This is a genomic window from Pseudomonas sp. BF-R-26 (assembly GCF_019947395.1).
Lineage (GTDB): Bacteria > Pseudomonadota > Gammaproteobacteria > Pseudomonadales > Pseudomonadaceae > Aquipseudomonas > Aquipseudomonas farris.
On sequence record NZ_JAGYGK010000002.1, the window covers coordinates 149717 to 176194 of the forward strand.

The 26478-nt window shown below is 59.8% G+C and carries 16 protein-coding genes and 1 other RNA gene; 7 read left to right on the top strand and 10 right to left on the bottom strand.

What is annotated here, in order from left to right; genetic code table 11:
- Positions 1 to 9 precede the first annotated feature (9 nt).
- A complete protein-coding gene (locus tag KGB18_RS02870) occupies positions 10 to 336 on the top strand; it encodes a helix-turn-helix domain-containing protein (RefSeq protein ID WP_007905395.1) in 327 nt (108 codons plus the stop codon).
- Positions 337 to 505: 169 nt separating this feature from the next.
- Here the strand turns inward: KGB18_RS02870 and ffs are convergent.
- The 6 genes from ffs to KGB18_RS02900 form a co-directional block, all read right to left on the bottom strand.
- An RNA gene (gene ffs / locus KGB18_RS02875) (signal recognition particle sRNA small type) lies at positions 506 to 602 on the bottom strand.
- A gap of 286 nt (positions 603 to 888) precedes the next feature.
- Positions 889 to 2052 (bottom strand): putative zinc-binding metallopeptidase, encoded by a 1164-nt coding sequence (locus KGB18_RS02880; RefSeq protein ID WP_123720849.1) that lies wholly within the window; start codon positions 2050 to 2052, stop codon positions 889 to 891.
- A gap of 207 nt (positions 2053 to 2259) precedes the next feature.
- On the bottom strand, positions 2260 to 4617 hold the full coding sequence (gene ligA / locus KGB18_RS02885) for an NAD-dependent DNA ligase LigA (protein WP_223569353.1): 2358 nt from the start codon (positions 4615 to 4617) through the stop codon (positions 2260 to 2262).
- Between the two features lie 156 nt (positions 4618 to 4773).
- The gene (gene zipA / locus KGB18_RS02890) at positions 4774 to 5622 is read right to left on the bottom strand and encodes a cell division protein ZipA (RefSeq protein ID WP_123720847.1); all 849 of its coding nucleotides are present in this window, start codon (positions 5620 to 5622) and stop codon (positions 4774 to 4776) included.
- Positions 5623 to 5880: 258 nt separating this feature from the next.
- Positions 5881 to 9369: a chromosome segregation protein SMC gene (smc, locus tag KGB18_RS02895; RefSeq protein ID WP_123720846.1), complete on the bottom strand. Its 3489-nt coding sequence runs from the start codon at positions 9367 to 9369 to the stop codon at positions 5881 to 5883.
- A gap of 2 nt (positions 9370 to 9371) precedes the next feature.
- Entirely contained in the window at positions 9372 to 10031 is a 660-nt protein-coding gene (locus KGB18_RS02900; RefSeq protein ID WP_223569354.1) for a GntR family transcriptional regulator, read from the bottom strand.
- Positions 10032 to 10297: 266 nt separating this feature from the next.
- Between KGB18_RS02900 and xdhA the strand changes: the two genes are divergently transcribed.
- From xdhA to guaD, 4 genes are all read left to right on the top strand, one after another.
- Positions 10298 to 11752: a xanthine dehydrogenase small subunit gene (gene xdhA, locus KGB18_RS02905; RefSeq protein WP_050681873.1), complete on the top strand. Its 1455-nt coding sequence runs from the start codon at positions 10298 to 10300 to the stop codon at positions 11750 to 11752.
- On the top strand, positions 11745 to 14144 hold the full coding sequence (gene xdhB, locus KGB18_RS02910) for a xanthine dehydrogenase molybdopterin binding subunit (RefSeq protein ID WP_123720844.1): 2400 nt from the start codon (positions 11745 to 11747) through the stop codon (positions 14142 to 14144). The genes xdhA and xdhB overlap by 8 nt, the downstream gene beginning before the upstream one ends.
- 118 nt (positions 14145 to 14262) lie before the next feature.
- Complete coding sequence (gene xdhC, locus KGB18_RS02915) at positions 14263 to 15108, top strand: xanthine dehydrogenase accessory protein XdhC (RefSeq protein WP_123360034.1); 846 nt, start codon at positions 14263 to 14265, stop codon at positions 15106 to 15108.
- A 27-nt stretch (positions 15109 to 15135) separates the two neighbouring features.
- Positions 15136 to 16440 (top strand): guanine deaminase, encoded by a 1305-nt coding sequence (guaD, locus tag KGB18_RS02920; RefSeq protein WP_123720842.1) that lies wholly within the window; start codon positions 15136 to 15138, stop codon positions 16438 to 16440.
- A gap of 152 nt (positions 16441 to 16592) precedes the next feature.
- Here the strand turns inward: guaD and KGB18_RS02925 are convergent, their stop codons facing one another.
- Entirely contained in the window at positions 16593 to 17357 is a 765-nt protein-coding gene (locus KGB18_RS02925) for a GntR family transcriptional regulator (protein WP_052965420.1), read from the bottom strand.
- 345 nt (positions 17358 to 17702) lie between these two features.
- Here KGB18_RS02925 and KGB18_RS02930 point away from each other — a divergent pair, with 345 nt between their 5' ends.
- Positions 17703 to 18893, top strand: coding sequence for a benzoate/H(+) symporter BenE family transporter (locus KGB18_RS02930; protein WP_201059285.1), 1191 nt, complete (start codon positions 17703 to 17705; stop codon positions 18891 to 18893).
- Positions 18894 to 19043: 150 nt separating this feature from the next.
- Here KGB18_RS02930 and KGB18_RS02935 read toward each other — a convergent pair whose 3' ends face one another.
- A complete protein-coding gene (locus KGB18_RS02935; protein ID WP_007896965.1) occupies positions 19044 to 19388 on the bottom strand; it encodes a YggL family protein in 345 nt (114 codons plus the stop codon).
- Between the two features lie 234 nt (positions 19389 to 19622).
- Here KGB18_RS02935 and dacB point away from each other — a divergent pair, with 234 nt between their 5' ends.
- A complete protein-coding gene (gene dacB, locus KGB18_RS02940; RefSeq protein ID WP_123720840.1) occupies positions 19623 to 21083 on the top strand; it encodes a D-alanyl-D-alanine carboxypeptidase/D-alanyl-D-alanine-endopeptidase in 1461 nt (486 codons plus the stop codon).
- Between the two features lie 116 nt (positions 21084 to 21199).
- On the opposite strand, the gene KGB18_RS02945 is transcribed toward dacB, so the two are convergent.
- Positions 21200 to 23590: a diguanylate cyclase gene (locus KGB18_RS02945; RefSeq protein ID WP_223569355.1), complete on the bottom strand. Its 2391-nt coding sequence runs from the start codon at positions 23588 to 23590 to the stop codon at positions 21200 to 21202.
- Between the two features lie 144 nt (positions 23591 to 23734).
- Entirely contained in the window at positions 23735 to 26005 is a 2271-nt protein-coding gene (rlmKL, locus tag KGB18_RS02950; protein WP_123720838.1) for a bifunctional 23S rRNA (guanine(2069)-N(7))-methyltransferase RlmK/23S rRNA (guanine(2445)-N(2))-methyltransferase RlmL, read from the bottom strand.
- Positions 26006 to 26478 lie beyond the last annotated feature (473 nt).

The window sequence follows — 26478 nt, forward strand, 5'->3', positions numbered from 1 at the left end:
AATTGAGCGATGCAAATTTCAAGTTTGGGTCCAGCCATCCGACGCTACCGTAAGGTCGCAGGGCTTACTCAGGCTGAACTCGGCGAAAAAACCGGTTTTGACCCCAAAACCATCAGTCGCTTCGAAACCGGCACCTATACCCCCAGCGTGGAAGCATTGTTTTTGCTTGCCGACGTGCTGGGCGTGAAGCTGAAAGCCTTTTTCGCAGATCTGGAAGACGAAGATGAACAGCGGGCATACCTGTTCAGCGTCATACACAAAGCCACCCCGAAGGATCTGGGAAAGCTGATCGCAGCGGTTGACCAGGCCTTGTCCAAGCCTAGTGCCAGTAAATGAAAAAAAGAGGCCGATCTGTCGAATGCGACAGATCGGCCTCCTTTTTATATCCCGTACTTTAATTCGGAAACGACGAAACACCGCCCTGGATGAGCTCCGTGGCAGGGGACAAAACAGAATTTTTAGATAGAAAACACGAAAGAGCGTTCGTGTTGCGTTATGGAGGCAACCCCACCAGCCACACCCCGGCACACAATGTTCCCGCTGTGGCTGCTTCCTTCCGGATCTGACCAGGTTCACGGGTAATCGTTGCGGGGGGACCGATGGGGTCACCATAACGACGCTCACCTGACGGCGAGCCGCGCCATTGTACCTATCTGAGACGAAGTTACAACCGTTCGGGTGGATTAAAAAATATGAGCTGCGTCAAGGACATGCGCTGACCCTGAAACAATGCGACCTGTAGCAGCTGGCGCAGCCTGCGTTCGGCTGCGAAGCGGTCGTAAACCCGGTGTTCGCGGCTTATGTAAAAACCGGGCTGCCTGACTTCACGACTGCTGCGCAGCCGAACGCAGGCTGCGCCAGCTGCTACAAGGCTGCGATCTTTTGATCCTATTGCGCCAACACCTCATCCGCCCTGCCGCCCTCTTGCTGGATCACCAGATGAATGAAGTGCAGCTTGGCAATCACCGCCGGCGGCAGGACGAACGGATAGAAATCCGGTTGGCCCATGCTGCGTGACAGTTCGTTGAGCATGCCGGCCAGCTCGATCCATGCGTTGACGAACGACAGGAACGCCGGGCCTCCGGGGTGCTGCGGGTCGAATAGCGTGCTCGGCGGAAACGGCTGGTAGTCGAAATCCATTTCCTGCGCACTCATGCCAAAACCCAGGGCGGTGTCCACTGCATCCATCATGTGCAGGTAGTGAGCCCAGGTTTCGGCCCAGTCTTCCCAAGGGTGCATGGTCGCGTAGGCGCTGACGTAATGTTGCTGCCAGTCGAGCGGTGCGCCTTGCTGATAATGCCGCTCAAGGGCGTCGGCGTAGCTTGTTTGCTCGTCACCAAACAGATCGCGGAACGGTTCCAGCCAATGACTGTTGGCGACCAAGCGGTCCCAGTAGTAATGCCCTACCTCGTGACGAAAGTGCCCGAGCAGCGTGCGATAAGGTTCGTGCATCTGCACGCGAACTTGCTCGCGATGGGCGTCGTCGGCTTCCTTGATATCGAGGGTGATCAGACCGTTGGCATGCCCGGTGGTCGGCGGCTTGCCTTCGAGGTCGATACCGATGAAGTCGAAGGCCAGACCGATGTCTTCGTCCATGGATTTCGGAATGACCGACAAGCCCAGGCTGATCAACTGCGCCACCAGACGACGCTTGGCGATTTCCACTTTGCGCCAGCGCTCGTGGTTCTCGGGGATCGACAGGTCAGGGATGGTGCGATTCAGGCTACACGCAATGCATAACGCATCGTGATCATTGGCCGGCAGCAGCCAGTTGCATGCGGCTGGAGAGTCGAGATTGGCGCAGCGGCGGAACACCCCCGCGTCGGGATCGGCGTCGAGCAACCAGGTATCCGCTTGCGGGCCGGGTTGCAGCGAAGACAAGCGACTCTGCTGCGGCTGATAGCCCAGCGCTGCCGAACAGGCCAGGCACTGACTGTTGCGAAAGAACAGCGACTGCCCGCAACGGCAATGCCAGACCTTGCTGTTGCGCAAACGCTCACCCATGAAGGGCGCGGCGATGCGTGAACTGAGCTGTTCGAAGAAGCGGTACATGGCGATCTCTCCCTGGGGCCTGCCAAGACTAGATCATTCTTGTACCGTGATCGTTCCGCGTTCTTTGTGGCGAGGGAGCTTGCTCCCGTTGGGCTGCGTAGCGGCCCCAGAACCGGCAACCGCGATTTGTCAGACATACCGTGCAAGCAGGTCTTGCGACGGCTTCGCCGCCGAACGGGAGCAAGCTCCCTCGCCACAGGTCCCGCGCTAGATCGAGATGTTGTATTCCTTCAGCCGAGCCACAAACGCCTCTTCATCCAGCACCTTCAACCCCAGCTCATTGGCCTTGGCCAGCTTCGATCCCGCGCCCGGGCCGGCGACCACGCAATGGGTCTTGGCCGACACGGAACCGGCCACCTTGGCGCCGAGGCTTTCAAGTTTGTCCTTGGCGACATCGCGACTCATCAGCTCCAGCGAACCGGTCAGCACCCAAGTCTGCCCGGCCAGCGGCAACCCTTCGACGACCTTTTTCTCGCTCTGCCAATGCATGCCGAAATCACGCAGCTGCTTTTCGGCGGCCTCGGCGAGTTGACGATTTTCGGTCCCCGCAAAGAACTCGCGAACCGAAGTCGCCTGCTTCTCCGGCAATGCCTGACGCATGTCCAGCCAATCAGCACTCATCACCGCTTCGAGCGAGCCGAACTTGTCCGCAAGCTTCTGCGCCCCGCCCGGCCCGACCGACGGAATGTGCAACTTGTCGAGGAAACCGCCCAACGTGGTACTGGCGGCAAATTCGGCACCCAGCTCGCCCTGATCCTGAATCTGCAGGCCGTGCTTGAGCAGATCCTTGATCACCTGCTGGTTATGCGTGTCTTCAAAGAAGCTGTGAATCTCGTGAGCCACTTCCAGCCCGACATCCGGCAAGTACGTGAGTACTTGCGGCAACGCCTGCTGAACCCGCTCCAGAGAGCCGAGAGAACGTGCGAGGACCTTGGCCGTCTCTTCGCCGACATCGGGAATGCCTAAGGCGTAGATGAACCGCGCCAGGCTCGGCTGCTTGCTGTCTTGAATAGCGCCGAGCAGGTTCTTGCTCGACAGTTCGGCAAAGCCTTCCAGGTCGACGATCTGCTCGAACGTCAGGGCGTAGAGATCGGCCGGCGAACTCACCAGGCCTTCGTCCACCAGTTGCTCGACGCTCTTCTCGCCCAGACCTTCAATGTCCATGGCGCGGCGCGAAACGAAGTGAATGATCGCTTGCTTGAGTTGCGCACCACAGGCCAGACGCCCGACGCAGCGATACACCGCGCCTTCGCTGATGGTCTCGCGGCCCTTGCTGCGCTTGACCAGTTGCGTGCGCTCGACATGGGAGCCGCAGACCGGGCACTGCTCGGGAATCTGCACCGCCCGGGCATTCTCCGGACGGCGCTCGGTGACCACTTGCACCACTTGCGGAATCACATCGCCGGCGCGACGAATGATCACGGTGTCGCCGATCATCAGGCCCAGTCGCGCAACTTCATCCATGTTGTGCAAAGTCGCATTGGCCACGGTGACACCCGCGACCCTGACCGGCTTCAAGCGTGCCACCGGCGTCACGGCACCGGTACGGCCTACCTGGAATTCCACATCGAGCAGTTCGGTGAGTTCTTCCATCGCCGGGAATTTGTGAGCAATCGCCCAACGCGGTTCGCGAGCACGGAACCCCAGTTCACGCTGGGAAGCAATGCTGTTGACCTTGAACACCACGCCGTCGATTTCATACTGGAGCGCATTGCGACGCTCACCGATGTCGCGGTAGTAATCCAGGCATTCTTCGATGCCGTGCGCCAGTTTCAGCTCATGACTGATCGGCATTCCCCAGGCTTTGAGTTGCTGCAGAATGCCAATGTGCGTGTCGGCAATATCGGCCGAAATCTGGCCGATGCCGTAGCAGCAGAATTCCAGCGGACGGTTGGCGGTGATCTTCGAATCCAGCTGCCGCAAACTGCCCGCTGCCGCGTTACGCGGGTTGGCGAAGGTCTTGCCGCCCACTTCCAGTTGCGTGGCGTTGAGCCGTTCGAAACCGGCCTTGGACATGAACACTTCGCCACGCACTTCCAGGGTCGCCGGCCAGCCGGTGCCATGCAGCTTGAGCGGAATATTGCGCACGGTGCGCACGTTGACGCTGATGTCTTCGCCAGTGGTGCCATCGCCGCGGGTCGCGCCGCGCACCAGCACGCCATCCTGGTACAGCAGACTGACCGCCAGGCCATCGAGCTTGGGTTCGCAGCTGTACTCCACCGCTGCGCCACTGCCAAACAAGTCGCCGACCGGCAGATCCAGCCCTTCCGTCACCCGGCGATCGAATTCGCGCATGTCGGTTTCTTCGAAGGCGTTGCCCAGGCTGAGCATCGGCACTTCATGACGCACTTGGGTAAACGCCGACAGCGCCGCGCTGCCGACACGCTGGGTCGGCGAGTCACTGGTGATCAATTCGGGATGGGCCGCTTCGAGGGCCTTGAGCTCGTGGAACAGGCGATCGTATTCGACGTCCGGAATGCTGGGCTCGTCCAGCACGTGGTAGCGATAGTTGTGCTGATCGAGCTCGGCACGCAGCTCTAGAATGCGGTTTTTGGCGGCGGTCATGGGTGTTCTCTCATAAAGCAAAAGAGCAGCCGAGGCTGCTCTATCTCATCTCATCAAGATCAAGAGATCGCAGCCTCGTTTCACTCGACAGCTCCTACAGAAAATCGCGAACCCTGTAGGAGCTGTCGAGTGAAACGAGGCTGCGATCTTTTGACTTTAACGCTTCTGGGTCAAAGCGCGACGCTCGAACTCGACGATGCGCTGACGGTAGTGCTCAATCGTTTGGGCGGTCAGCACGCTGCGCTGGTCGTCTTTCAGTTCGCCGTTCAGCTCCTGGGACAGTTTGCGTGCCGCAGCCACCATCACGTCGAAGGCTTGCTTCGGATGACGCGGGCCTGGCAGACCGAGGAAGAAGCTCACTGCCGGGGTGCTGAAATGATCGATGTCATCCAGATCGAAGACGCCCGGCTTGACCGCGTTGGCCATGGAGAACAGGACTTCGCCGTTACCGGCCATGCTTTCGTGACGGTGGAAAATGTCCATCTCGCCGAAACGCAGACCGCTTTCCAGAATGTTCTGCAACAGCGCCGGACCCTTGAAGCCGGCCGGGTCGCGGCAGATCACGCTGATCACCAGCACTTCTTCGGCTTGCGGCTGATCTTTCTCGGTCGAGCTGGCGGGCTTGGTGTCATCCGGGAAATCGTCACGGCTGTTGAAGCTCGGGCCGCCGTCCAGGTCCAGGTTGAGGTTCAAGTCGCCTTGCGATGGCTCGCCATGGCCACGCTTGCCGCGCTTGGAACCCGACTCGCGGGGTTCACGGGCAGGCATGCTCACCGACGGCAGATCATGCTCGTCCAGTTGCGGTTCTTTGTGGTTATCCAGCACGCGGGGCGGGCCCAACAGCTCGGCGCTGGTGTCCTCGTCCGGCAAATTGGACAAACTTCGGTCAAGACGGAATTTCAGTTTTCCCTTGCCGCCGCGCATGCGACGCCAGCCATCGAAAAGAATACCGGCAATGACAATAATGCCGATGACGATCAGCCACTCGCGCAGACCGATTTCCATGTAATCCCGTGCCTCTATAAAAAATGCTGAAAAATAAGGGGTTTACATTGTGTAAACCGCTTTAAAACGTGGCGCCAACTCTATGTTCTGACAGGCGTTTTGCCCACGTATACGAAAAATTGACATTAAACTAGCACGACCAAAGGCAACTTTACACCGTCTGTCACAGTGGCTTGCGCGAATTATGTCGATTGGCCAGCAAGTCAAGGCAAGTAAAAAGCCCTACAGCTCAAAAATACCTGCCCTACAAGCAATGATTCAGGCATCCACCATTGCCATCGCCTCCTCCACATCCACTGCCACCAGACGCGAGCAACCGGGTTCGTGCATCGTCACCCCCATCAATTGATCGGCCATTTCCATGGCGATCTTGTTGTGGGTGATGTAGATGAACTGCACCGTCTGCGACATCTCTTTGACCAGCCGTGCGTAGCGTCCAACGTTAGCGTCATCCAATGGCGCGTCAACCTCATCGAGCATGCAGAACGGCGCCGGATTCAACTTGAAGATGGCAAAAACCAGGGCCAATGCGGTCAGGGCTTTTTCGCCACCGGAGAGCAAATGGATGGTGCTGTTCTTCTTTCCTGGCGGCTGCGCCATGATCGTTACCCCTGTATCGAGTAGATCTTCGCCCGTCAGTTCCAAATACGCGCGTCCTCCACCGAAAACTTTTGGGAAAAGGGCCTGTAAACCACCATTGATCTGATCAAAGGTATCTTTGAAGCGGTTTCGGGTTTCCTTGTCGATCTTGCGAATCACGTTCTCGAGCGTATCCAGCGCTTCCACCAAATCGTCGTTCTGCGCATCCAGATAACGTTTGCGCTCGGATTGTTGCTGGTACTCGTCGATGGCCGCGAGGTTGATCGCGCCGAGGCGCTGAATTCGAGCGGCGATGCGCTCGATTTCTTCTTCGGCGTCTTTCTCGTTGGCTCCGGCCAGCAGCGTGGCAAGCACGCCGTTGAGATCGTAGCCGTCCTCGAGCAATTGATCCTGCAAAGTCTTGCGCCGCACCGTCAGCGCTTGCCATTCCATGCGCTGCTGTTCGAGCTGGCTGCGAATCAACTGGGATTGCTGCTCGGCCTGAGTGCGGCGCTTTTCGGCGTCGCGCAGTTCGCGGTCGGCGTCTTCCATGGCGATTTGCGCGGTCTTGAGTTCTTCGTCGACGGTCATGCGCTTGTCGAGCAGCTCTTCGAGTTTCAACCGCAGCTCTTCCAGCGGCGCCTCGCCCTCTTCGAGGTTGAGGCTCAACTGTTCGCGCTTCTCGGTCAGGCGCTCGGACTGCATTTCCAGCCGCTCAAGGGCCTGACGAGTGGAATCATGTTGCGCCTTCAGCGAACCGAGGCGCACCGCCAATTGATGCGCATGATCCTTGTGCTGCCGGGCTTCCTGACGCACCCGGTCGAGGCGTTCGCGCAGGCTGTCGCGCTGGGCCAACAGCAACTCACGCTGCTCGGTGTCCAGCGCCATGCTGTCGAGGGCTTCCTGCAATTGCAGGCGCGCTTCGCCGATGTTTTCGTGTTCCAGGGCGCGCTGTTCGCTCAGCTCGGTGAGTTCTTCATCGAGACGGGTGCGGCGCAGGGTCAACTGCTCGACCTTGGCTTTGCCGGCGGACAACTGGGCTTTCAATTCGCCTTGCTGACGGGCTTCGTCTTGCAGCAAACGGCGTAAATGTTCGCGACCGTTTTCCTGCTGACGCTGTTGCGCCCGCAGGTTTTGCAATTGAGTTTCGAGGGTTTCGACCGTGGCTTCGCGCTCTTCGCGCTCAAGACCCAACCGCTGGATTTCCTGACCACGGGCGAGTACACCGCTTTCCGCTTCGCTGGCCCGGCGCACACGCAAAAAGTGTCGACCGACCCAGTAACCGTCGCGGCTGATCAGGCTTTGCCCGGCGGCCAATTGCCCGCGCAAGGCCAAGGCCTGCTCAAGGCTGTCGACCGGTTTGACCTGCCCCAGCCATGGCGACAAATCAATCTGCGCCTCGACCTTGTCGAGCAAACTGCCAGGCATGCGCACGCCATCGGTGGCCGGGCTGAGCAGGCGCAAATCGCCTTGGGCAAACCCGGCCAGATCGAAATCACCGAAGTCATCCACCAGCACCGCTTGCAGGTCGGCGCCGAGCACGGTTTCCACCGCCAGCTCCCAACCGGCCTCGACCTTCAGGCCTTCGGCCAGACGCGGACGATCCGCCAGATGCTGTTCGCGCAGCCATTCGGCAGTGCCGGTGCCTGGATCGAGCGCGGCTTGCTGCAAGGCTTCCAACGACGCCAGTCGACCGTTGAGCCGCTGTAAATCACCTTGGGCTTGCTGCTGCGCCGAGAGCGCTTGCTGCAGCTCCTGACGCAGTTGCTCGAGGCGCTCGACCTGAGCCTCCTCACTGGCTTGCAAGTCTTCGAGCGTGGCCTCGGACGCGGCCAACTGCTCGCTGAGTTCCATGATCGCCGCGTCTTCCGGATCCGCCGACAGCAACGCACGCTCTTCACCAAGACGTTTCTGGCGATCGGCCAAACGTTCCATGCTGGTTTCCAGCTGCTGGATCCGCGACTGCTGAACTTCAGACTGACGGCGTGGCTCGGCGGCGGTGAGGTTGAAGGTGTCCCACTGCTCCTGCCAGCCGTGCATGGTGGTTTCGGATTCTTCGAGCGCGGCAGCAGCTTCTTCGGCAGCGGCGCTAGTGACTTCCTGTTCCGGCGTGAGCATGTCCAGCTCTTCGCCCAAGGTCAGCAGCAAGGTGCGGTCGTGGCCCAAGTGAGACTCGGTTTCCAGCCGCGCGCGCTCGGCTTCCTTCAGGTCGTCCTGCAACTGACGCAAACGCTGCTGACCGTGCTGGATGCTCTGTTCGACCCGGGCGATATCACCGCCGACCGAATAAAAACGCCCCTGCACCAGATTGAAGCGTTCGGAGAGATCGTGATGACCGTCACGCAGGCGTTCGATGGCCGCGTCGGCATTACGTTGCTCGGCCACCAGGGCTTCGAAGGTGACCTCCTGAGTGCCGATGATCGACTCGCGCTGGCCGACCTGTTCGTTCAATGCCTGCCAGCGCAGGGCCGACAGCTGGGCCTTGAGCTGGCGCTCTTCGCCTTTGTATTCCTGATACTTCTTGGCGGCCTCGGCCTGGCGGTGCAAGCGTTCAAGCTGACGCTCGAGCTCTTCGCGCAGGTCGGTCAGGCGGGCAAGGTTTTCGTGGGTACGGCGGATACGGTTTTCAGTCTCGCGTCGACGTTCCTTGTACTTGGAAATACCGGCGGCTTCTTCGATGAAATTGCGCAGGTCTTCGGGCTTGGACTCGATCAGCTTGGAGATCATCCCCTGCTCGATAATCGAATAGCTGCGCGGGCCGAGGCCGGTACCCAAAAAGATGTCGGTGATATCGCGGCGACGGCATTTGGTGCCGTTGAGGTAGTAGGTGGTCTGGCTGTCGCGGGTCACTTTGCGGCGAATGGAAATCTCCGCATAGGCAGCCCATTCGCCAAGCAGGGTACCGTCGGAGTTATCGAACACCAGCTCAATGCTGGCCTGGCTCACCGGTTTACGGCTGGTCGAGCCGTTGAAGATGACGTCGGTCATCGACTCGCCGCGCAAGTTCTTGGCCGAGCTCTCGCCCATCACCCAACGCACGGCGTCGATGATGTTCGACTTGCCGCAACCATTGGGGCCGACCACTGCCGCCATGTTACTGGGGAAGTTCACCGTGGTCGGGTCGACGAAGGATTTGAACCCCGCCAGTTTGATGCACTTGAGCCGCACGCTTAAGCGACCGTCAGGGCAGAGACCACCAGATCGCAGCTGCGCTGGGCATACGCCGTCAGCACCACGCGGATCTGCGCAAAGTCACGAGCCAGCACGGCAGCGAGCAAGCGTTCGAACAGCTCGAGGAACTCGCTCATCGAGGCCTTGCGCTGATCCAGCGCAAGGAAATACGCGCGGCTCATGGCCGGTTGCAGATTCTCGACGGTTTCCTGCAAGTACGGGTTGTTGGCGAACGGATAGGCGGCGCGCATCACACTGAAGCTGTCGTCGACGAACGTGCGGATGTCCTGGCGTTCGTAGCTGTCGGTCAGGCGCTGCTGGATCTGCACGAACGGCGCCATGTCGGCCTGGACTTGCCAGCCGCTGGCCACGGCGTTGCCGAGCAGAATGTACAACTCGCTCATCAGCGTGCACAGGCTCTGCACCTTGTGCGCCGTGAGTTCGGTCACGTGGGCGCCACGTCGCGGCAAAATCGCGATCAAGTGACGGCGCTCGAGAATCAGCAAGGCCTCACGGACGGAACCGCGGCTGACATTGAGCGCCAGCGTGACCTTCTGTTCCTGAATGCGCTCCCCAGGCTTCATTTCGCCGCGAATGATACGTTCGGCGAGGTGGTGAGCGATTTGCTCGGCGAGGCTGTCCGGCGCCTTGAACGTCATGGTTGTCCTTCAAACTCTTCGATCTGCACAAGCGGCGCAGTGTAGCGCAATTGATGGGTCATGGCGGAGTGCCCACCCAGCGGTTTTTGGCACGATTCAAGCAAAAGGCAAGCTATCCCGTGAGGGTCAATAATGAAGGAACGAGTCGTTGATCGACAAAACACTATTTCCTGACCTTTAAGTCAGAAAATCATTGACCGAAAAGTCAGACCTGATAAATTCGGCTCATGTCGGTTAACAACAATAATGAGTTTGCGAGGCCTTCCGTGATCCAGTTTTTACTAAACCAGGAACTCCGTAGCGAGCACGCCCTGGACCCGAACCTGACCGTGCTCAATTACCTGCGCGAACATGTGGGCAAACCCGGCACCAAAGAAGGCTGCGCCAGTGGCGACTGTGGCGCCTGCACCGTGGTGGTCGGCGAGTTGCAGACGGACGACGATGGTCGCGAACATATTCGCTATCGCAGCCTCAACTCGTGCCTGACGTTCGTCTCCTCCTTGCACGGCAAGCAACTGATCAGCGTCGAAGACCTCAAGTACCAAGGCGAACTGCACAGCGTGCAAAAAGCCATGGTCGAGTGCCACGGCTCGCAATGCGGTTTCTGCACACCCGGCTTCGTGATGTCGCTGTTCGCGCTGCAAAAGAACAGCGATCAACCGGATTCTCACAAGGCTCACGAAGCGCTGGCCGGCAACCTCTGCCGCTGCACCGGCTATCGGCCGATCCTCGCCGCTGCCGAACAATCCTGCTGCGGCAAACAACCCGACCAATTCGATGCTCGCGAAGCGGACACCATCGCTCGTCTGAAAGCCATCGCTCCCACCGACATCGGCGAACTCAATAGTGGCGACAAACGCTGCCTGGTGCCGCTGACCGTGGCCGATCTGGCCGACCTCTATGACGCTTATCCACAGGCCCGCTTGTTGGCCGGTGGCACCGATCTGGCACTGGAAGTCACCCAGTTCCACCGCACCTTGCCGGTGATGATCTACGTCGGCAACGTCGCTGAAATGAAACGCATCGAACGCTTCGACGATCGTCTGGAAATCGGCGCCGCCACCGCCCTCTCCGACTGCTACGACGCCTTGAAGGCCGAGTACCCGGACTTCGGCGAATTGCTGCAACGCTTCGCGTCCTTGCAGATCCGCAACCAGGGCACCCTCGGCGGCAACATCGGCAACGCCTCGCCGATCGGTGACTCGCCACCACTACTGATCGCCCTCGGCGCGCAGATCGTCCTGTGCAAAGGCGAAGCCCGCCGCACCATGGCACTGGAAGATTACTTCATTGATTACCGGGTCACCGCACGTCAGGAAAGCGAGTTCATCGAAAAGATCATCGTGCCGCGCGCCAGCGTTGAACAGCTGTTCCGCGCCTACAAGGTGTCCAAGCGTCTGGACGATGACATTTCCGCCGTTTGTGCCGCGTTCAACCTGCGCATCGACACTGGCGTGATCGCCGACGCCCGCGTTGCTTTCGGCGGCATGGCGGCCATTCCAAAACGCGCCAAAAACTGCGAAGCCGCCCTGCTGGGTGCGCCGTTCAACAACGCCACCCTCGAACGCGCCTGCGCTGCATTGGCCGAAGACTTCACGCCACTCTCGGACTTCCGCGCCAGCAAGGAATACCGTCTGCTCAGCGCGCAGAATTTGCTGCGTAAATACTTCATCGAACTGCAAACACCGCACATCGAGACTCGGGTGACCGCTTATGTCTAATCATCACGCTGTAGAGAAGACCCAAGCCGAACTGGCTGAATTGTTCGCCAAGGACCTGACCACCGGAGTCGGCCGCAGCGTCAAGCACGACAGCGCCGACAAGCATGTGTCCGGTGAAGCGCAGTACATCGACGATCGGCTGGAATTCCCCAATCAGCTGCACGTTTACGCACGGCTGTCGGACCGCGCCCACGCGAAAATCGTCAGCATCGACACCAAGCCCTGCTATGCCTTCGAGGGCGTGCGCATCGCCATCACCCACGACGATGTGCCGGGCCTGAAAGACATCGGCCCACTGTTGCCGGGCGACCCGTTGCTCGCCATCGATGACGTGCAATTCGTCGGTCAACCGGTACTCGCCGTGGCGGCGAAAGACCTGGAAACCGCGCGCAAAGCAGCCATGGCTGCAATCATCGAATACGAAGATCTGGAACCGGTTCTGGACGTGGTCGAAGCCCTGCGCAAACGCCACTTTGTGCTCGACAGCCACACGCATCAGCGCGGCGATTCGGCCACTGCGCTTTCTACTGCAGAGCATCGCATTCAAGGCACACTGCACATCGGCGGCCAGGAACACTTTTATCTGGAAACCCAGATCTCTTCGGTGATGCCGACTGAAGACGGCGGCATGATCGTTTACTGCTCGACCCAGAACCCCACTGAAGTACAGAAACTGGTGGCGGAAGTGCTGGACGTGTCGATGAACAAAATCGTCGTCGACATGCGCCGCATGGGTGGTGGTTTCGGCGGCAAGGAAACTCAAGCGGCAAGCCCGGCATGCCTGTGCGCGGTGATTGCGCACCTGACCGGTCAGCCGACCAAAATGCGCCTGCCGCGTGTCGAAGACATGCTGATGACCGGCAAGCGCCACCCGTTCTACGTCGAGTACGACGTGGGCTTCGACAGCACCGGCCGCCTGCATGGCATTGCGCTGGAACTGGCCGGCAACTGCGGTTGCTCACCGGATTTGTCGGCATCGATTGTCGACCGTGCGATGTTCCATGCCGACAACTCGTACTACCTGGGCGACGCGACCATCAACGGTCACCGCTGCAAAACCAACACCGCGTCGAACACCGCTTACCGTGGCTTCGGCGGCCCGCAAGGCATGGTCGCCATCGAAGAAGTGATGGACGCGATTGCCCGCCATCTGGGCCTCGATCCACTGGCGGTGCGCAAGGCCAACTACTACGGCAAGACCGAGCGCAACATCACCCATTACTACCAGACCGTCGAGCACAACATGCTCGAGGAAATGACTGCTGAACTGGAAGCCAGCAGCCAGTACGCCGAGCGTCGCGAAGCGATTCGTCGCTACAACGCCAACAGCCCGATCCTGAAAAAAGGCCTGGCGCTGACTCCGGTGAAATTCGGTATTTCCTTCACCGCCAGCTTCCTCAATCAGGCCGGTGCACTGATCCACATCTACACCGACGGCAGCATCCACCTGAACCACGGCGGCACCGAAATGGGTCAGGGTCTGAACACCAAGGTTGCGCAAGTCGTGGCTGAAGTGTTCCAGGTGGAAATGGACCGCGTACAGATCACCGCGACCAACACCGACAAGGTCCCGAACACTTCGCCAACCGCCGCTTCGAGCGGCGCCGACCTCAATGGTAAAGCGGCGCAAAACGCGGCGGAAATCATCAAGAAACGCCTGGTGGAATTCGCCGCGCGGCAATACAAGGTCAGCGAAGAAGACGTGGAATTCCACAACGGTCACGTGCGGGTTCGCGATCATATCCTGACCTTCGAATCGCTTATCCAGCAGGCGTATTTCGCCCAGGTGTCGCTGTCGAGTACCGGCTTCTACAAGACGCCGAAAATCTACTACGACCGCAGCCAGGCCCGTGGCCGGCCGTTCTACTACTACGCCTTCGGTGCGGCCTGCGCCGAGGTGATCGTCGACACCCTGACCGGCGAGTACAAGATGCTGCGCACCGACATCCTTCACGATGTCGGCGACTCGTTGAACCCGGCGATCGATATCGGTCAGGTCGAGGGTGGTTTCATCCAGGGCATGGGTTGGCTGACCATGGAAGAACTGGTGTGGAACAACAAAGGCAAACTGATGACCAACGGCCCGGCCAGCTACAAGATCCCGGCGGTGGCAGACATGCCATTGGACCTGCGGGTGAAGCTGGTGGAAAACCGCAAGAACCCGGAAGACACGGTGTTCCATTCCAAGGCCGTGGGTGAGCCGCCGTTCATGCTCGGGATCGCCGCGTGGTGCGCGATCAAGGACGCCGTGGCCAGTTTGGGCGACTACCAGCATCAACCGAAAATCGACGCACCGGCGACCCCGGAGCGGGTGTTGTGGGGCTGCGAGCAGATGCGGCAGTTGAAGGTGGCCAAGGCTGCCGAAGCTGAGCCGGAGTTGGCTTCGCTTTAAGACCGCGTTGCGGCCATCGCAGGCAAGCCAGCTCCCACAGGTACGATGCAATCCTTGTGGGAGCGTGGCTTGCCCGCGATGAGGCCCGAACAGACAACAATGTTGTAGGGGTGAAAACATGTACAACTGGATCGACGCCCTCGCCGACCTGCAAACCCGGGGTGAACCCTGTGTGTTGGTGACTATCATCGAAGAGCTCGGCTCGACGCCGCGTAATGCCGGCTCGAAAATGGTCATCAGCGCCACGCAAACGTTCGACACCATCGGTGGCGGGCATCTGGAATACAAGGCCATGCAGATCGGCCGCGAGATGCTCGCCAGCGGCCGACAGGACACCCATCTGGAGCGCTTCAGCCTCGGCGCCAGCCTGGGCCAGTGCTGCGGTGGCGTGACCGTATTGCTGTTCGAACCGATGGGCCAGGTCCAGGCGCAAATTGCCGTATTCGGCGCCGGCCACGTCGGTCGGGCGCTGGTACCGCTGCTCGCCAGCCTGCCCTGCCGGGTGCGCTGGATCGACTCACGGGAAGCTGAGTTTCCCGAACAGATTCCCCACGGCGTACGCAAAATCGTCACCGAAGAACCGGTGGATGAAGTCGATGACCTGCCCGCCGGCAGCTACTGCATCGTCATGACCCACAACCACCAACTCGACCTCGAACTCACCGCCGCGATCCTCAAGCGCAACGACTTCGCCTACTTCGGCCTGATCGGCTCGAAGACCAAACGGGTGAAGTTCGAACACCGCCTGCGTGATCGAGGTTTCGACAGCAGCGTGCTGCAACGCATGCGTTGCCCGATGGGCATCGGCGAAGTCAAAGGCAAGTTGCCTGTGGAAATCGCCATCTCCATCGCCGGCGAAATCATCGCCACCTATAACGCGAATTTCGGCCAGCACACCGCCAGCGCCGGATCATCGATCGCCAAACTGCTGCCTGCTTCACGCCGCAGCCAAGCTTTGAACTGAAAAGCTTCGAACTAATTGAGAACTCACATGCCTCTGACTCGCAAAGCCTACCGCGCCGCCCTCCTGCACAGCATCGCCGATCCCGCCGAAGTGGGTATCGAAGCCTCGTACGAGTATTTCGAAGACGGCCTGCTGGTGGTCGATAACGGCCAGATCAGCGCCATCGGCCACGCCAGCGAATTGCTGCCCACGCTGCCGGCCGACATCGAGATCACCCATTATCAGGACGCACTAATCACCCCGGGCTTTATCGACACCCACATCCACCTGCCGCAAACCGGCATGGTCGGCGCCTATGGCGAACAGCTTCTGGACTGGCTGAACACCTACACCTTCCCTTGCGAAAGCCAGTTCGCCGACAAGGCCCACGCTGACGAAGTCGCGGATATTTTCATCAAGGAACTGCTGCGCAACGGCACCACCACTGCACTGGTGTTCGGCAGCGTACATCCGCAATCGGTGAACTCGTTCTTCGAGGCCGCCGAACAGCTGGACCTGCGGATGATCGCCGGCAAGGTGATGATGGACCGCAACGCACCGGACTACCTGACCGACACCGCCGAATCGAGCTACGTCGAAAGCAAGGCGCTGATTGAGCGCTGGCACGGCAAGGGTCGCCTGCACTATGCGGTCACCCCACGCTTCGCCCCGACCAGCACCCCGGAACAACTGACCCTCGCCGGCCAGTTACTCAGCGAATATCCGGATCTGTACATGCAGACCCACATCAGCGAAAACCTCAAGGAAGTCGAGTGGGTCAAGGCGCTGTTCCCGGAGCGCAGGGGCTACCTGGATGTCTACGATCACTACCAATTGCTCGGCGAGCGCTCGGTGTTCGCCCACGGCGTGCACCTGTGCGACGACGAATGTGCGCGACTGGCGCAGACGGGTTCAGCGATTGCGTTCTGCCCGACCTCGAACCTGTTTCTCGGTAGCGGCCTGTTCAATCTGCCGATGGCCGAGAAGCACAAACTCAATGTCGGCCTCGGTACCGACGTCGGCGGCGGCACCAGTTTCTCGCTGCTGCAAACCCTGAACGAAGCCTACAAAGTCATGCAACTGCAAGGTGCGCGGCTGAGCCCGTTCAAATCGCTGTACCTGGCCACCCTCGGCGGCGCCCGCGCCCTGCGCCTGGAAGACAAGATCGGTACCTTGCAACCGGGCACCGACGCGGACTTCCTGGTGCTGGACTACAACGCCACGCCGCTGCTCAGCTATCGCCTGAAGCAGGCCAATAACATTGCCGAGACGTTGTTTGTATTGATGACGCTGGGGGATGACCGGACGGTGTTGCAGACGTATGCGGCGGGGAATCTGGTGCATCAGCGCTAGTTTTCTCCAAGCATAAAAAATCCCCCGTAGCCGTACAGCCCGGGGGATTTTTATTGCCTGTCAGACCGCTATCGCGAGCAGGCTCGCTCCCACATTTGAAATGCATTCCCCTGTGGGAGCGAGCCTGCTCGCGATGGGCGCGACTCGGTCTATCAGAGTTTCGCGACCGGCCGCCCAGGCTTCTTGGTCTGCAACAAATGCGAAAACACCGCATGCAAATCATCCGACGCGCTTTCTTCGTCGAGGTTGAGTTTGCTGTCGATGTGGTCCATGTGGTGCATCATCAGGTCCACCGCCAGCGTCGCGTCCCGCGCTTCGATCGCGTCGATCAACTGGGTGTGTTCATCATACGAACAGTGGGAACGGTTGCCGCTCTCGTACTGGGCGATGATCAACGAAGTCTGGGACACCAGGCTGCGCTGGAAGCTGATCAGCGGCGCATTTTTCGCTGCTTCGGCCAGCTTCAAATGGAACTCGCCGGACAGACGGATACCGGCACCACGATCCCCACGGGAAAAGCTGTCGCGCTCGTCGTTGACCATCTGCCGCAGTTCGAGAAGTTGCTCGGCGGTGGCGTGCTGAACCGCCAATTCAGTGATCGCCCGCTCCACCAGACGCCGCGCCATAAATACCTGACGGGCCTCTTCCACACTCGGGCTGGCGACGACAGCGCCGCGATTCGGTCGCAGCAACACCACGCCTTCATGGGCCAGACGCGACAGCGCGCGGCGAATGATGGTGCGGCTGACCCCGAAAATTTCCCCCAGCGCTTCTTCGCTCAACTTGGTGCCGGGCGCCAGACGCTGTTCGAGGATGGCCTCGAAGATATGCGCGTAGACAATATCGTCCTGGGTACCGCTGCGGCCGGCTTTGCCTGCTCGCGGTTGTTTCTTGAGGGGTTGCAACTGTTCGTTCATGGGCACTCGAGTCGGGAGAACTGCGGCGAATTGACCGTGACTGTAATACGGCACAGTGGGTCGCTGGCAAGTATCGCGTAAAAAACACCGCGATTGTACACAATGGACGGTGGCAACACGACTGTACGGCTGTTTGTCGCCCTCGCTGTATTGCAACGACCGGTTACTTTTCAGTTTAGGCTTGAACGCAGAATCCTGTAGGAGCTGCCGAGTGAAACGAGGCTGCGATCTTTTGATCTTGGAAAATCCACATCAAAAGATCGCAGCCTCGTTTCACTCGACAGCTCCTACATTGGAAGACTTCACTTCGGAACATCTTCATACGTAAAAAGGAACACCGCTGTCATGACCGACGCCACGCACACGCAGCTTCGCCCCCTGACTGACACATCACCCTCGGCCATCGTCGCCGGGTTCATCGCCATGATGACCGGCTACACCAGCTCACTGGTGCTGATGTTCCAGGCCGGGCAAGCGGCGGGGCTGACTAGCGGGCAGATTTCGTCGTGGATCTGGGCGATCTCCATAGGCATGGCGGTGTGCTCGATCGGCTTGTCCCTGCGCTATCGCACGCCGATCACCATCGCCTGGTCGACCCCCGGCGCGGCGTTGCTGATCACCAGCCTGGGCGGTGTCAGCTACGGCGAGGCCATCGGCGCCTACATCACTTGCGCAGTGCTGGTGACCATTTGCGGCCTGACCGGCAGTTTCGAACGGTTGATGAAAAAGATTCCGGCCTCATTGGCGGCGGCATTGCTGGCGGGGATTCTGTTCAAGATCGGCAGCGAGATTTTCGTCGCCGCCCAGCACCGCACTGCACTGGTCCTGGGGATGTTCTTCACGTATCTGGTGGTTAAACGCCTGTCACCGCGCTACGCCGTGCTGGCCGCGCTGTTGATCGGCACTGCGTTGTCGGGGTTTATGGGTTTGCTGGATTTCAGTGGCTTCCACCTGGAAGTCGCGATGCCGGTCTGGACCACGCCGCATTTCTCCCTGGCCGCAACCATCAGCATCGGCATCCCGCTGTTCGTGGTGGCGATGACCTCGCAGAACATGCCGGGCATCGCCGTATTGCGCGCCGACGGCTACAACGTGCCGGCCTCACCGCTGATCACCACCACCGGCATCGCCTCGTTGCTGTTGGCGCCGTTCGGCTCCCATGGGATCAACCTGGCCGCCATCAGCGCGGCTATCTGCACCGGGCCGCATGCCCATGAGGATCGCAACAAGCGCTACACGGCCGCCGTCTGGTGCGGGATTTTCTACGGGATTGCCGGAGTGTTCGGCGCGACGCTGGCAGCGTTGTTCGCCGCATTGCCTAAAGAGTTGGTGCTGTCGATTGCCGCGCTGGCGCTGTTCGGCTCGATCATCAATGGGTTGAGCATTGCCATGGCGCAAGTGCAGGAACGGGAAGCAGCGCTGATTACCTTTATGGTGACGGCGTCGGGGCTGACGCTGTTTTCCATCGGTTCGGCGTTTTGGGGGATTGTCGCGGGGGTGTTGACCTTGCTGATCTTGAACTGGCGTAAAAGCTAAAAGATCGCAGCCTCGTTTCACTCGACAGCTCCTACACAGCGCCTACCTTCGTATGCGTTGCCCTGTAGGAGCTGTCGAGTGAAACGAGGCTGCGATCCTTTGATCTTCACAAAAAAAAACGGCGACCCTTGGGGCGCCGTTTTTAGAACATCAAGCTACCGGATTGATCGGCTTTTCCGGGTACCAGACGTCGATCAGCGGGCTGACGGTTGCTTCGGTCAGTTCGCTGCGGCCTTTGAGCCAGGCTTCAACAGCAGCACGCTGCTCTTCGGAAACCGAGCCACGCTTCTGCAGGCACACCAGACCGAAGTCGTCGCCGCCAACATAGCCCAGACCGTTGGCTTCCATGGCTTCTTTCAGGAACGCGTCGAGGAAAGCATCAATGGCTTCATCAGCCAAATCTTCTTTGAAATCCAGGTTCAGTTCGAAACCCAGCTCTTGAAATTCATCGACGCACAGTTTTTTGCGCAGACGCTGGGAACGGTTAGTCGCCATTGGAACAATCCTCATAAGTAATAACGGGCCGCACTTTAGCAGTTTAAGGCGCCGATTGCCCGTCTCAGAACGGCGCTACGCCTACCGTCGGTAAAAAAATAGCGGATTAGACGACCGGGGTACGGCACAAGCTGTTGCACCTTGGGGCATAATGCCGACACTTTCATGACCGCTGAGGGAATTTATCTCCATGCCCTCGTCTTTTTCCCCCTCGGCTGTAGGGTTTTATTTCAGATGATCAAATCTTTGCGTCCATTGCTGCTGGCCAGCCTTCTTCTGCCCCTGGCCCTTCCCGTTTCCGCCGCTTCGATCAACACCGCCCTGTCGCCCAACGTCGAAAAGGCTCTCAAGGCCAGCAAACTGCAGGACAGTGCCCTGTCGCTGGTGATGATCCCGCTCAATGGCCCGGGCACCCCAACCATTCATAACGCTGACGTTTCGGTTAACCCGGCCTCGACCATGAAGCTGGTGACCACGTACGCCGCGCTGGAAATGCTCGGCCCGAACCACCAGTGGAAAACCGAGTTCTACACCGACGGCACCCTCAGCGGTGGCATCCTCAACGGCAACCTCTACCTCAAGGGTGGCGGCGATCCGAAGCTGAACATGGAAAAACTCTGGCTGCTGATGCGCGATTTGCGCGCCAACGGCGTGACCCAGATCACCGGCGACCTGGTGCTGGACCGCGGCTTCTTCGTGCAACCGCAACTGCCTGAATTCAACGACGACGGCAATGACGAGAACAAACCGTTCCTGGTCAAACCCGACGCGCTGCTGGTCAACCTCAAGGCCCTGCGCTTCGTGGCCCGCAACGACTCGGGCAAGGTCCTGGTGTCGGTCGAGCCGCCGATTGCCAGCATCCGCATCGACAATCAGGTCAAGGCGCTCAACTCCAAGCAATGCACCGGTGGCGTACGTTACAACCCGGTGCCCCAGGCTGATGGCAGCGTCACCGTGACCGTCGGTGGCCAGTTGGGCGAAGGTTGCAGCTCCCAGACCTACCTGTCGCTGCTCGATCACGCGACCTACACCGCCGGCGCTGTGCGAGCGATCTGGAAGGAATTGGGCGGCAGCATCCAGGGCCAGGATCGTTTGGCACCGACGCCGAGCAACGCCAAGGTACTGGCCCGGGCCTATTCGCCAGATCTGGCGGAAATCATTCGCGACATCAACAAATACAGTAACAACACCATGGCTCAGCAGTTGTTCCTGAGCCTGGGCCAGAAGTTCCGCACAGACGCCGACGGTGACGACGCCAAGGCGGCTCAGCGCGTGGTGCGTCAGTGGCTGGCGAGAAAAGGCATCACTGCGCCGCACCTGGTGATGGAGAACGGCTCCGGCCTGTCCCGTGCCGAGCGAGTGAGTGCCCGTGAAATGGCCGCGATGCTGCAAGCCGCCTGGCGCAGCCCGTATTCCGCCGAGTTCATCAGCTCGATGCCAATCGCCGGCACCGACGGCACCATGCGCAAACGCCTGAAGACCACCGCGATGCGCGGTGAAGCCCACGTCAAGACCGGTACCCTGAACACTGTGCGCGCCATTTCCGGCTACAGCCGCGACGTCAATGGCAATACCTGGGCGGTGGTGGCGATCCTCAACGACAAGGCACCGTTTGGCGCCTCCTCGGTGCTGGATCAGGTGCTGCTGGATCTGTATCGCCAGCCGAAACTACCGGAAACGGCTTCGGTGTTGTAACCCTCTAAAGTCAAAAGATCGCAGCCTTCGGCAGCTCCTACATGGGAATGTGTACACCCCGTAGGAGCTGCCGAAGGCTGCGATCTTTTCCTCTCACCACAAACATCCTGCCTGACCTAACTCATCTGCCCCTCAACCCGATCCCTTCCCGCCTGTTTCGCCGCATACACCCCTGAGTCCGCCCGCAACAGCAGCGCATCCGCGCCCTCTCCGGCCCGCCAGCTGGCAATCCCGAAACTCGCGGTGACGATCCCGACCTCGTCGATCGGCGCACTGCGCAACCCCTGCCACAACTCAACGGCCAACACATGGGCCTGTTCGCCGTCGATATCCGGACAAAGCACCATGAACTCTTCACCCCCCAGGCGACAGAACACATCAGTGCGCCGCAGGCGACCGCCAATGCGCTCGCACACGGCCTGCAATACCCGATCACCCACGGCATGACCGTGCTGATCATTGATGCGTTTGAAGTGATCGATGTCGAGCATGATTACCGACAACTCGCCACCGCCGCGCTCGACCCGCGCCATTTCGGTGGTCAGGCGCTCCTGGAAGTAGCGACGGTTATGGATCCCGGTCAGGGAGTCGGTCACTGACAGTGCGCGCAACTCCTCTTCCACCCGCTTGAGGTCGGAGATGTCCGAGATGAAACCATGCCATAGCACACCGCCACCGGGCAGTTCTTCAGGAGTCGCTTCACCGCGGACCCAGCGCAGACCACGCTGGGGCAATTGCACGCGGTACTCTTCACGCCAAGGGCTGAGGGTGTCAGCCGACGCCAGGATCGAAGCGCGGACCCGACGTGCGTCCTGAGGATGAATCCGCGCGAACACCGCTTCGGCGTTGAGCAACAGCACGTCCGGCTCGAGTTCGTAGATATCGCGCATGCCGTCGCTGGCGTAGATCACGCTGAAGCGCCCATCGAATTCCATCTTGAACTGGTAGATCCCGCCGGGCACATGGGCGCTGAGTTTCTTCAACAACAGGTCCCGTGCCGCCAGGGCTTCATGGACGCGCTTGCGCTCGGTGATGTCGATACAAATCGCCAGGTGCCCGACCCACAAGCCTTGCTCGTCGAGTACCGGGGTCGCCAGCATGTTCACCGTCAAGTGACTGCCGTCGTGGCGCACCAGTGTCCACTCCCGGGCTTCGTGACCGCCCTCTTCCCCCCCTTCGACCAGCATCGCCTGACACGTCGGGATCGGCTTGCCATAACGCGCGCTCAACTCCGCCGAGCGCGCTTCGAGTTCCCGGGGCAGGTGCAGATTTTCCAGGGTCATGTGACCCACAACCTGCGCACTGAAGTAACCGAGCATCTGCTCTGCCCCAGCGTTGAAGGTGCTGATGATTCCGCGCAGATCGGTGGCGATGATCGCCACCTGAGTCGCGGCTTCCAGCACACCGCGCAACTGGCCATGCGTGCCGCGCAACTCTTGCTCACGGTCGTGAAGTTCCTGGGTCCGCTGCGCCACCATTTTCAGCGCCCGCTGGCGCTGGCTGACCAGCACATAGAGAAACACACTGAGCAGCAGGCTGAGCAAACCGCCGAGCACCACCAGGCTGGCCACCGAGGAATGGTTGGCTTTCAGGAACGCGGCGCTGGGGCGCATATCCACTTGATAATCATGGTCGGCCAGACGCAGCAATCGCGTGGAGGACAAGTCACTGGCCCCCACCGTGTTGGTCGACTCGTACAGCACTTCGTGTTGATCATCGGTAGACAAGTCGAGGATACGCACCGAGAGAGAGTCATGATTCTCTTCCGGCAGCCCGTCCGCCAACAGCTGGCGCATGCTGATCACCGCCATGACATACCCGGCGGGCGCGGCGCTCGGGAGGTTCTGATAGATAACTGGCGCTACCAGCAATACGCCCCGCGAATAGGCAGGCTCGATGCCTACCAGATGCAACGGTTGCGACACGGCCATGCGGCCATTGCGATTGGCCCGTTCCAGGGTCGAACGACGCAGGGGTTGAGCCAGCAAATCGTAACCCAGCGGCGCGGGCAGTCGGCTTTGGGTTTGGGTGTAGAGCACCGGTACGTACTCGTCGCGCTCTACGGCAGGTTGCAACTGGCCGTCGGCGGTAAGTTCGCGGAAGGTGAAACCGCTCAAGCCTTCTTCTCGCACCACGCGTTCAAGCAGGGGACGTTCGGCGCGGGAAACCCGGGGAGCCCAGGAGTAGGCCTGGGTGCGACGTAAAAGAGGTTTGGCGTAACCGTCGAATTCCTCGCGGGACACCGATCCGGAATTGATGAAGAACCGGCGCAGGCCGTCGAGGCGCTGCTCCTGATCTTCGAAACGTTCTTCGATACGGCTGTAACGTTCACTGGCGAGCAGCTGGAAACGTTGCCGCACTTGCTGATGAAATTGATTGAACGTCGCCCAAGCCAGCAATCCCGTGAGAATCCCGCCGACGAGCAACGCCAGCAGCGCGACCAGCCAGGCCGAAACATCTTCGCGGATAAAACCCAGGATCTTGGGGCGCACGGCGTGCAACGACATAGATACAACTCAAAACGCCAGGTGCCGGAAAAGCCCATTGGCCATGCGTTGAGTTATAGCTATTAGCCACTAATTTGACCAGCACTGAAAGAACCCAAGAGCCTTTAAAAATCAAGGCTCTGTGGATCCAATCAGGCTCAAGTGTCAGCGAGCAGTGATCTTCCAGGCACGGTGGATCTTGCCATTACGGGCAAAATCCGGATCGATGGTCTGTGCGGTGATTTCTTCAACGGCATATCGCTCGGTGAGGTTTTCCTCGAGCTGGAACTTGCGGAAGTTGTTGGAGAAGTACAACACCCCGCCCGGCGCCAGACGCGCCATCGCCAGGTCGATCAACTGCACCTGATCACGCTGCACGTCGAAGATCCCTTCCATGCGCTTGGAGTTGGAGAAGGTCGGCGGGTCGATGAAGATCAGGTCGTACTCGTCACGGCAGGCATCGAGCCAAGCCATCACATCGCCCTGCTCCAGACGGTTCTTGTCGGAGAAACCGTTCAGCGACAGGTTGCGACGCGCCCAATCCAGGTAGGTTTTCGACAGGTCGACGCTGGTGGTGCTGCGCGCGCCACCCTTGGCTGCATGAACGCTGGCCGTCGCGGTGTAGCAATACAGGTTGAGGAAGCGCTTGCCGGCCGCCTCTTTCTGGATTCGCATGCGCATCGGCCGGTGGTCGAGGAACAGCCCGGTGTCGAGGTAGTCGGTGAGGTTCACCAGCAGCTTCACGCCGCCTTCGTTGACCTCATTGAACTTGCCCTGTGCACTCTGGCGTTCGTACTGCTTGGTGCCACTCTGACGCTCGCGACGTTTGACCACCACGCGGTTCTTGTCGATGTTCAACGCTTGCGGGATCGCCGCCAGGGCATCGAACATCCGCGCCGAGGCTTTTTCCGGATCGATGGATTTCGGTGCGGCGTATTCCTGAACGTGGACCCAGTCGTGATACAGGTCGATGGCCATGGAATATTCCGGCATGTCGGCATCGTAGACGCGGTAGCAGTCGATGCCTTCACGCTTGACCCACTTGCCCAGCGCCTTGAGGTTTTTTTGCAGGCGGTTGGCAAACATCTGCCCGCCTTCGCTCAAGCGCGGTTGCTCGATCACCACCGGGGCCGGTTTGATCGGGTTGCCGTTCTTGTTGTACTTCTCATACTTGCCCGGCGCTTCGATGTTCGACGGCGCATCGGACTCGGCCTGTTCGCGCTCGATCTGGCGCTGTTCCGGAGTACGACGCTCGCCGGTTACGAACTGGTCCGGCGTGACCTTGATCAGCAGCAATTTGCACGGCAAGGCACCGTTCCAGAACGAATACTGCTTGTGGCTGCGGATACCCATGCGCTTGCCCAAGTCCGGGGCGCCGGTGAACACCGCCGCTTCCCAGTTCAGGCACGCCTGACGCAGACGTTCGCCGAGGTTCTGGTAGAGATAGAGCAGACTCGCCTCATCGCCCAGACGCTCGCCGTACGGAGGGTTGCAGATCACCAGACCTTTCTGGTTCTGGTCCGGGCGCGGCTCGAATGTCGCAACTTCGCCCTGATAGATCTTGATCCACTCGCTCAGGCCGGCACGTTCGACGTTATTGCGGCCCGGTTGAATCAGGCGTGGGTCAGCTTCATAACCGCGAATCCACAGCGGTGGCTTGGCCAGGCCGGCTGCGGCGCGTTCGGTGGCTTCTTCGTGGAGCTTTTTCCACAACGCAGGCACGTGACCGAGCCAGGCGGTGAAGCCCCATTGCTCGCGACGCAGGTTCGGCGCCATGTCGGCGGCGATCATCGCCGCTTCGACCAGGAACGTACCGACACCGCACATCGGGTCAGCCAGCGCGCCGCCATCGGCGGCAATTCGTGGCCAGCCGGAACGGATCAGAATCGCCGCCGCGAGGTTTTCCTTCAGCGGCGCCGCGCCCTGCTGCAAGCGGTAACCGCGCTGGTGCAGGCTGTGGCCGGAAAGGTCGAGGGACAAAATCGCTTCGCCACGGTCCAGGCGCAGGTGAATGCGCAGGTCGGGGTTGAGCTTGTCGATGGACGGACGATCGCCTTGCGGGGTGCGCAGTTTATCGACGATCGCATCCTTGACCTTCAAAGCGCCGAAGTGCGTGTTGTCGATACCCGAACCGTGACCGCTGAATTCGACGGCCAGGGTGCCATCGTTGAGCATGTGGTCTTGCCACTCGATATCCAGCACGCCGTGGTAGAGGTCTTCGGCGTCCTTCATCGGGAAACGCTTGAGCACCAGCAGCACGCGGTTCGCCAGACGCGACCACAGACACAGGCGATAGGCGGTTTCCATGGTGGCCATGCCGCGCACAGCCGAGGTGTGCTCACGTGCTTCCTCAAGGCCAAGCCCGACGGCTTCCTCGATGAGCAGGCCTTCAAGGCCTTTGGGGCAAGTGAGGAAGAGTTCGAAACGATCGGACATGGTAATTCCAGAGCCTTTAGCTAAGTGAACCGGCAACGCATTGCCGATCCGGTTTTCAATCAGGCGTTTTTCTAACAGAACGCCCGCGTGGCACGAAGGTGTGCCGTCCCACCCTGACTGCTCGGGTTAAAAGAGCTTAGATGCCAGGACAGATATAAAAGTTGATGCAACAAAATGTCATAAGTCGACCCTTCGTCGAATAGTCCCCAGGTGAACGGGTGTCATTCTCGTTAAAGGCCTCACCCCTCTCATCCAGCGCAGGGCCGATCATACCGGGGTTTGGCCAATAAACACGGGACAAATATCGTGTTACTTATGGCCATAGCATCTTTATGGTTACGTTCTTATGACAAAACGATCATTCCCTCGATGTGACGCATTGGTTAGAACTCAACACAGGTTGACGTCGCAACGGCGTCAACACCTTGGCTCGCGACGCCGGCAGCGAGCCGCCAACGGCAGGATTTTTCTGC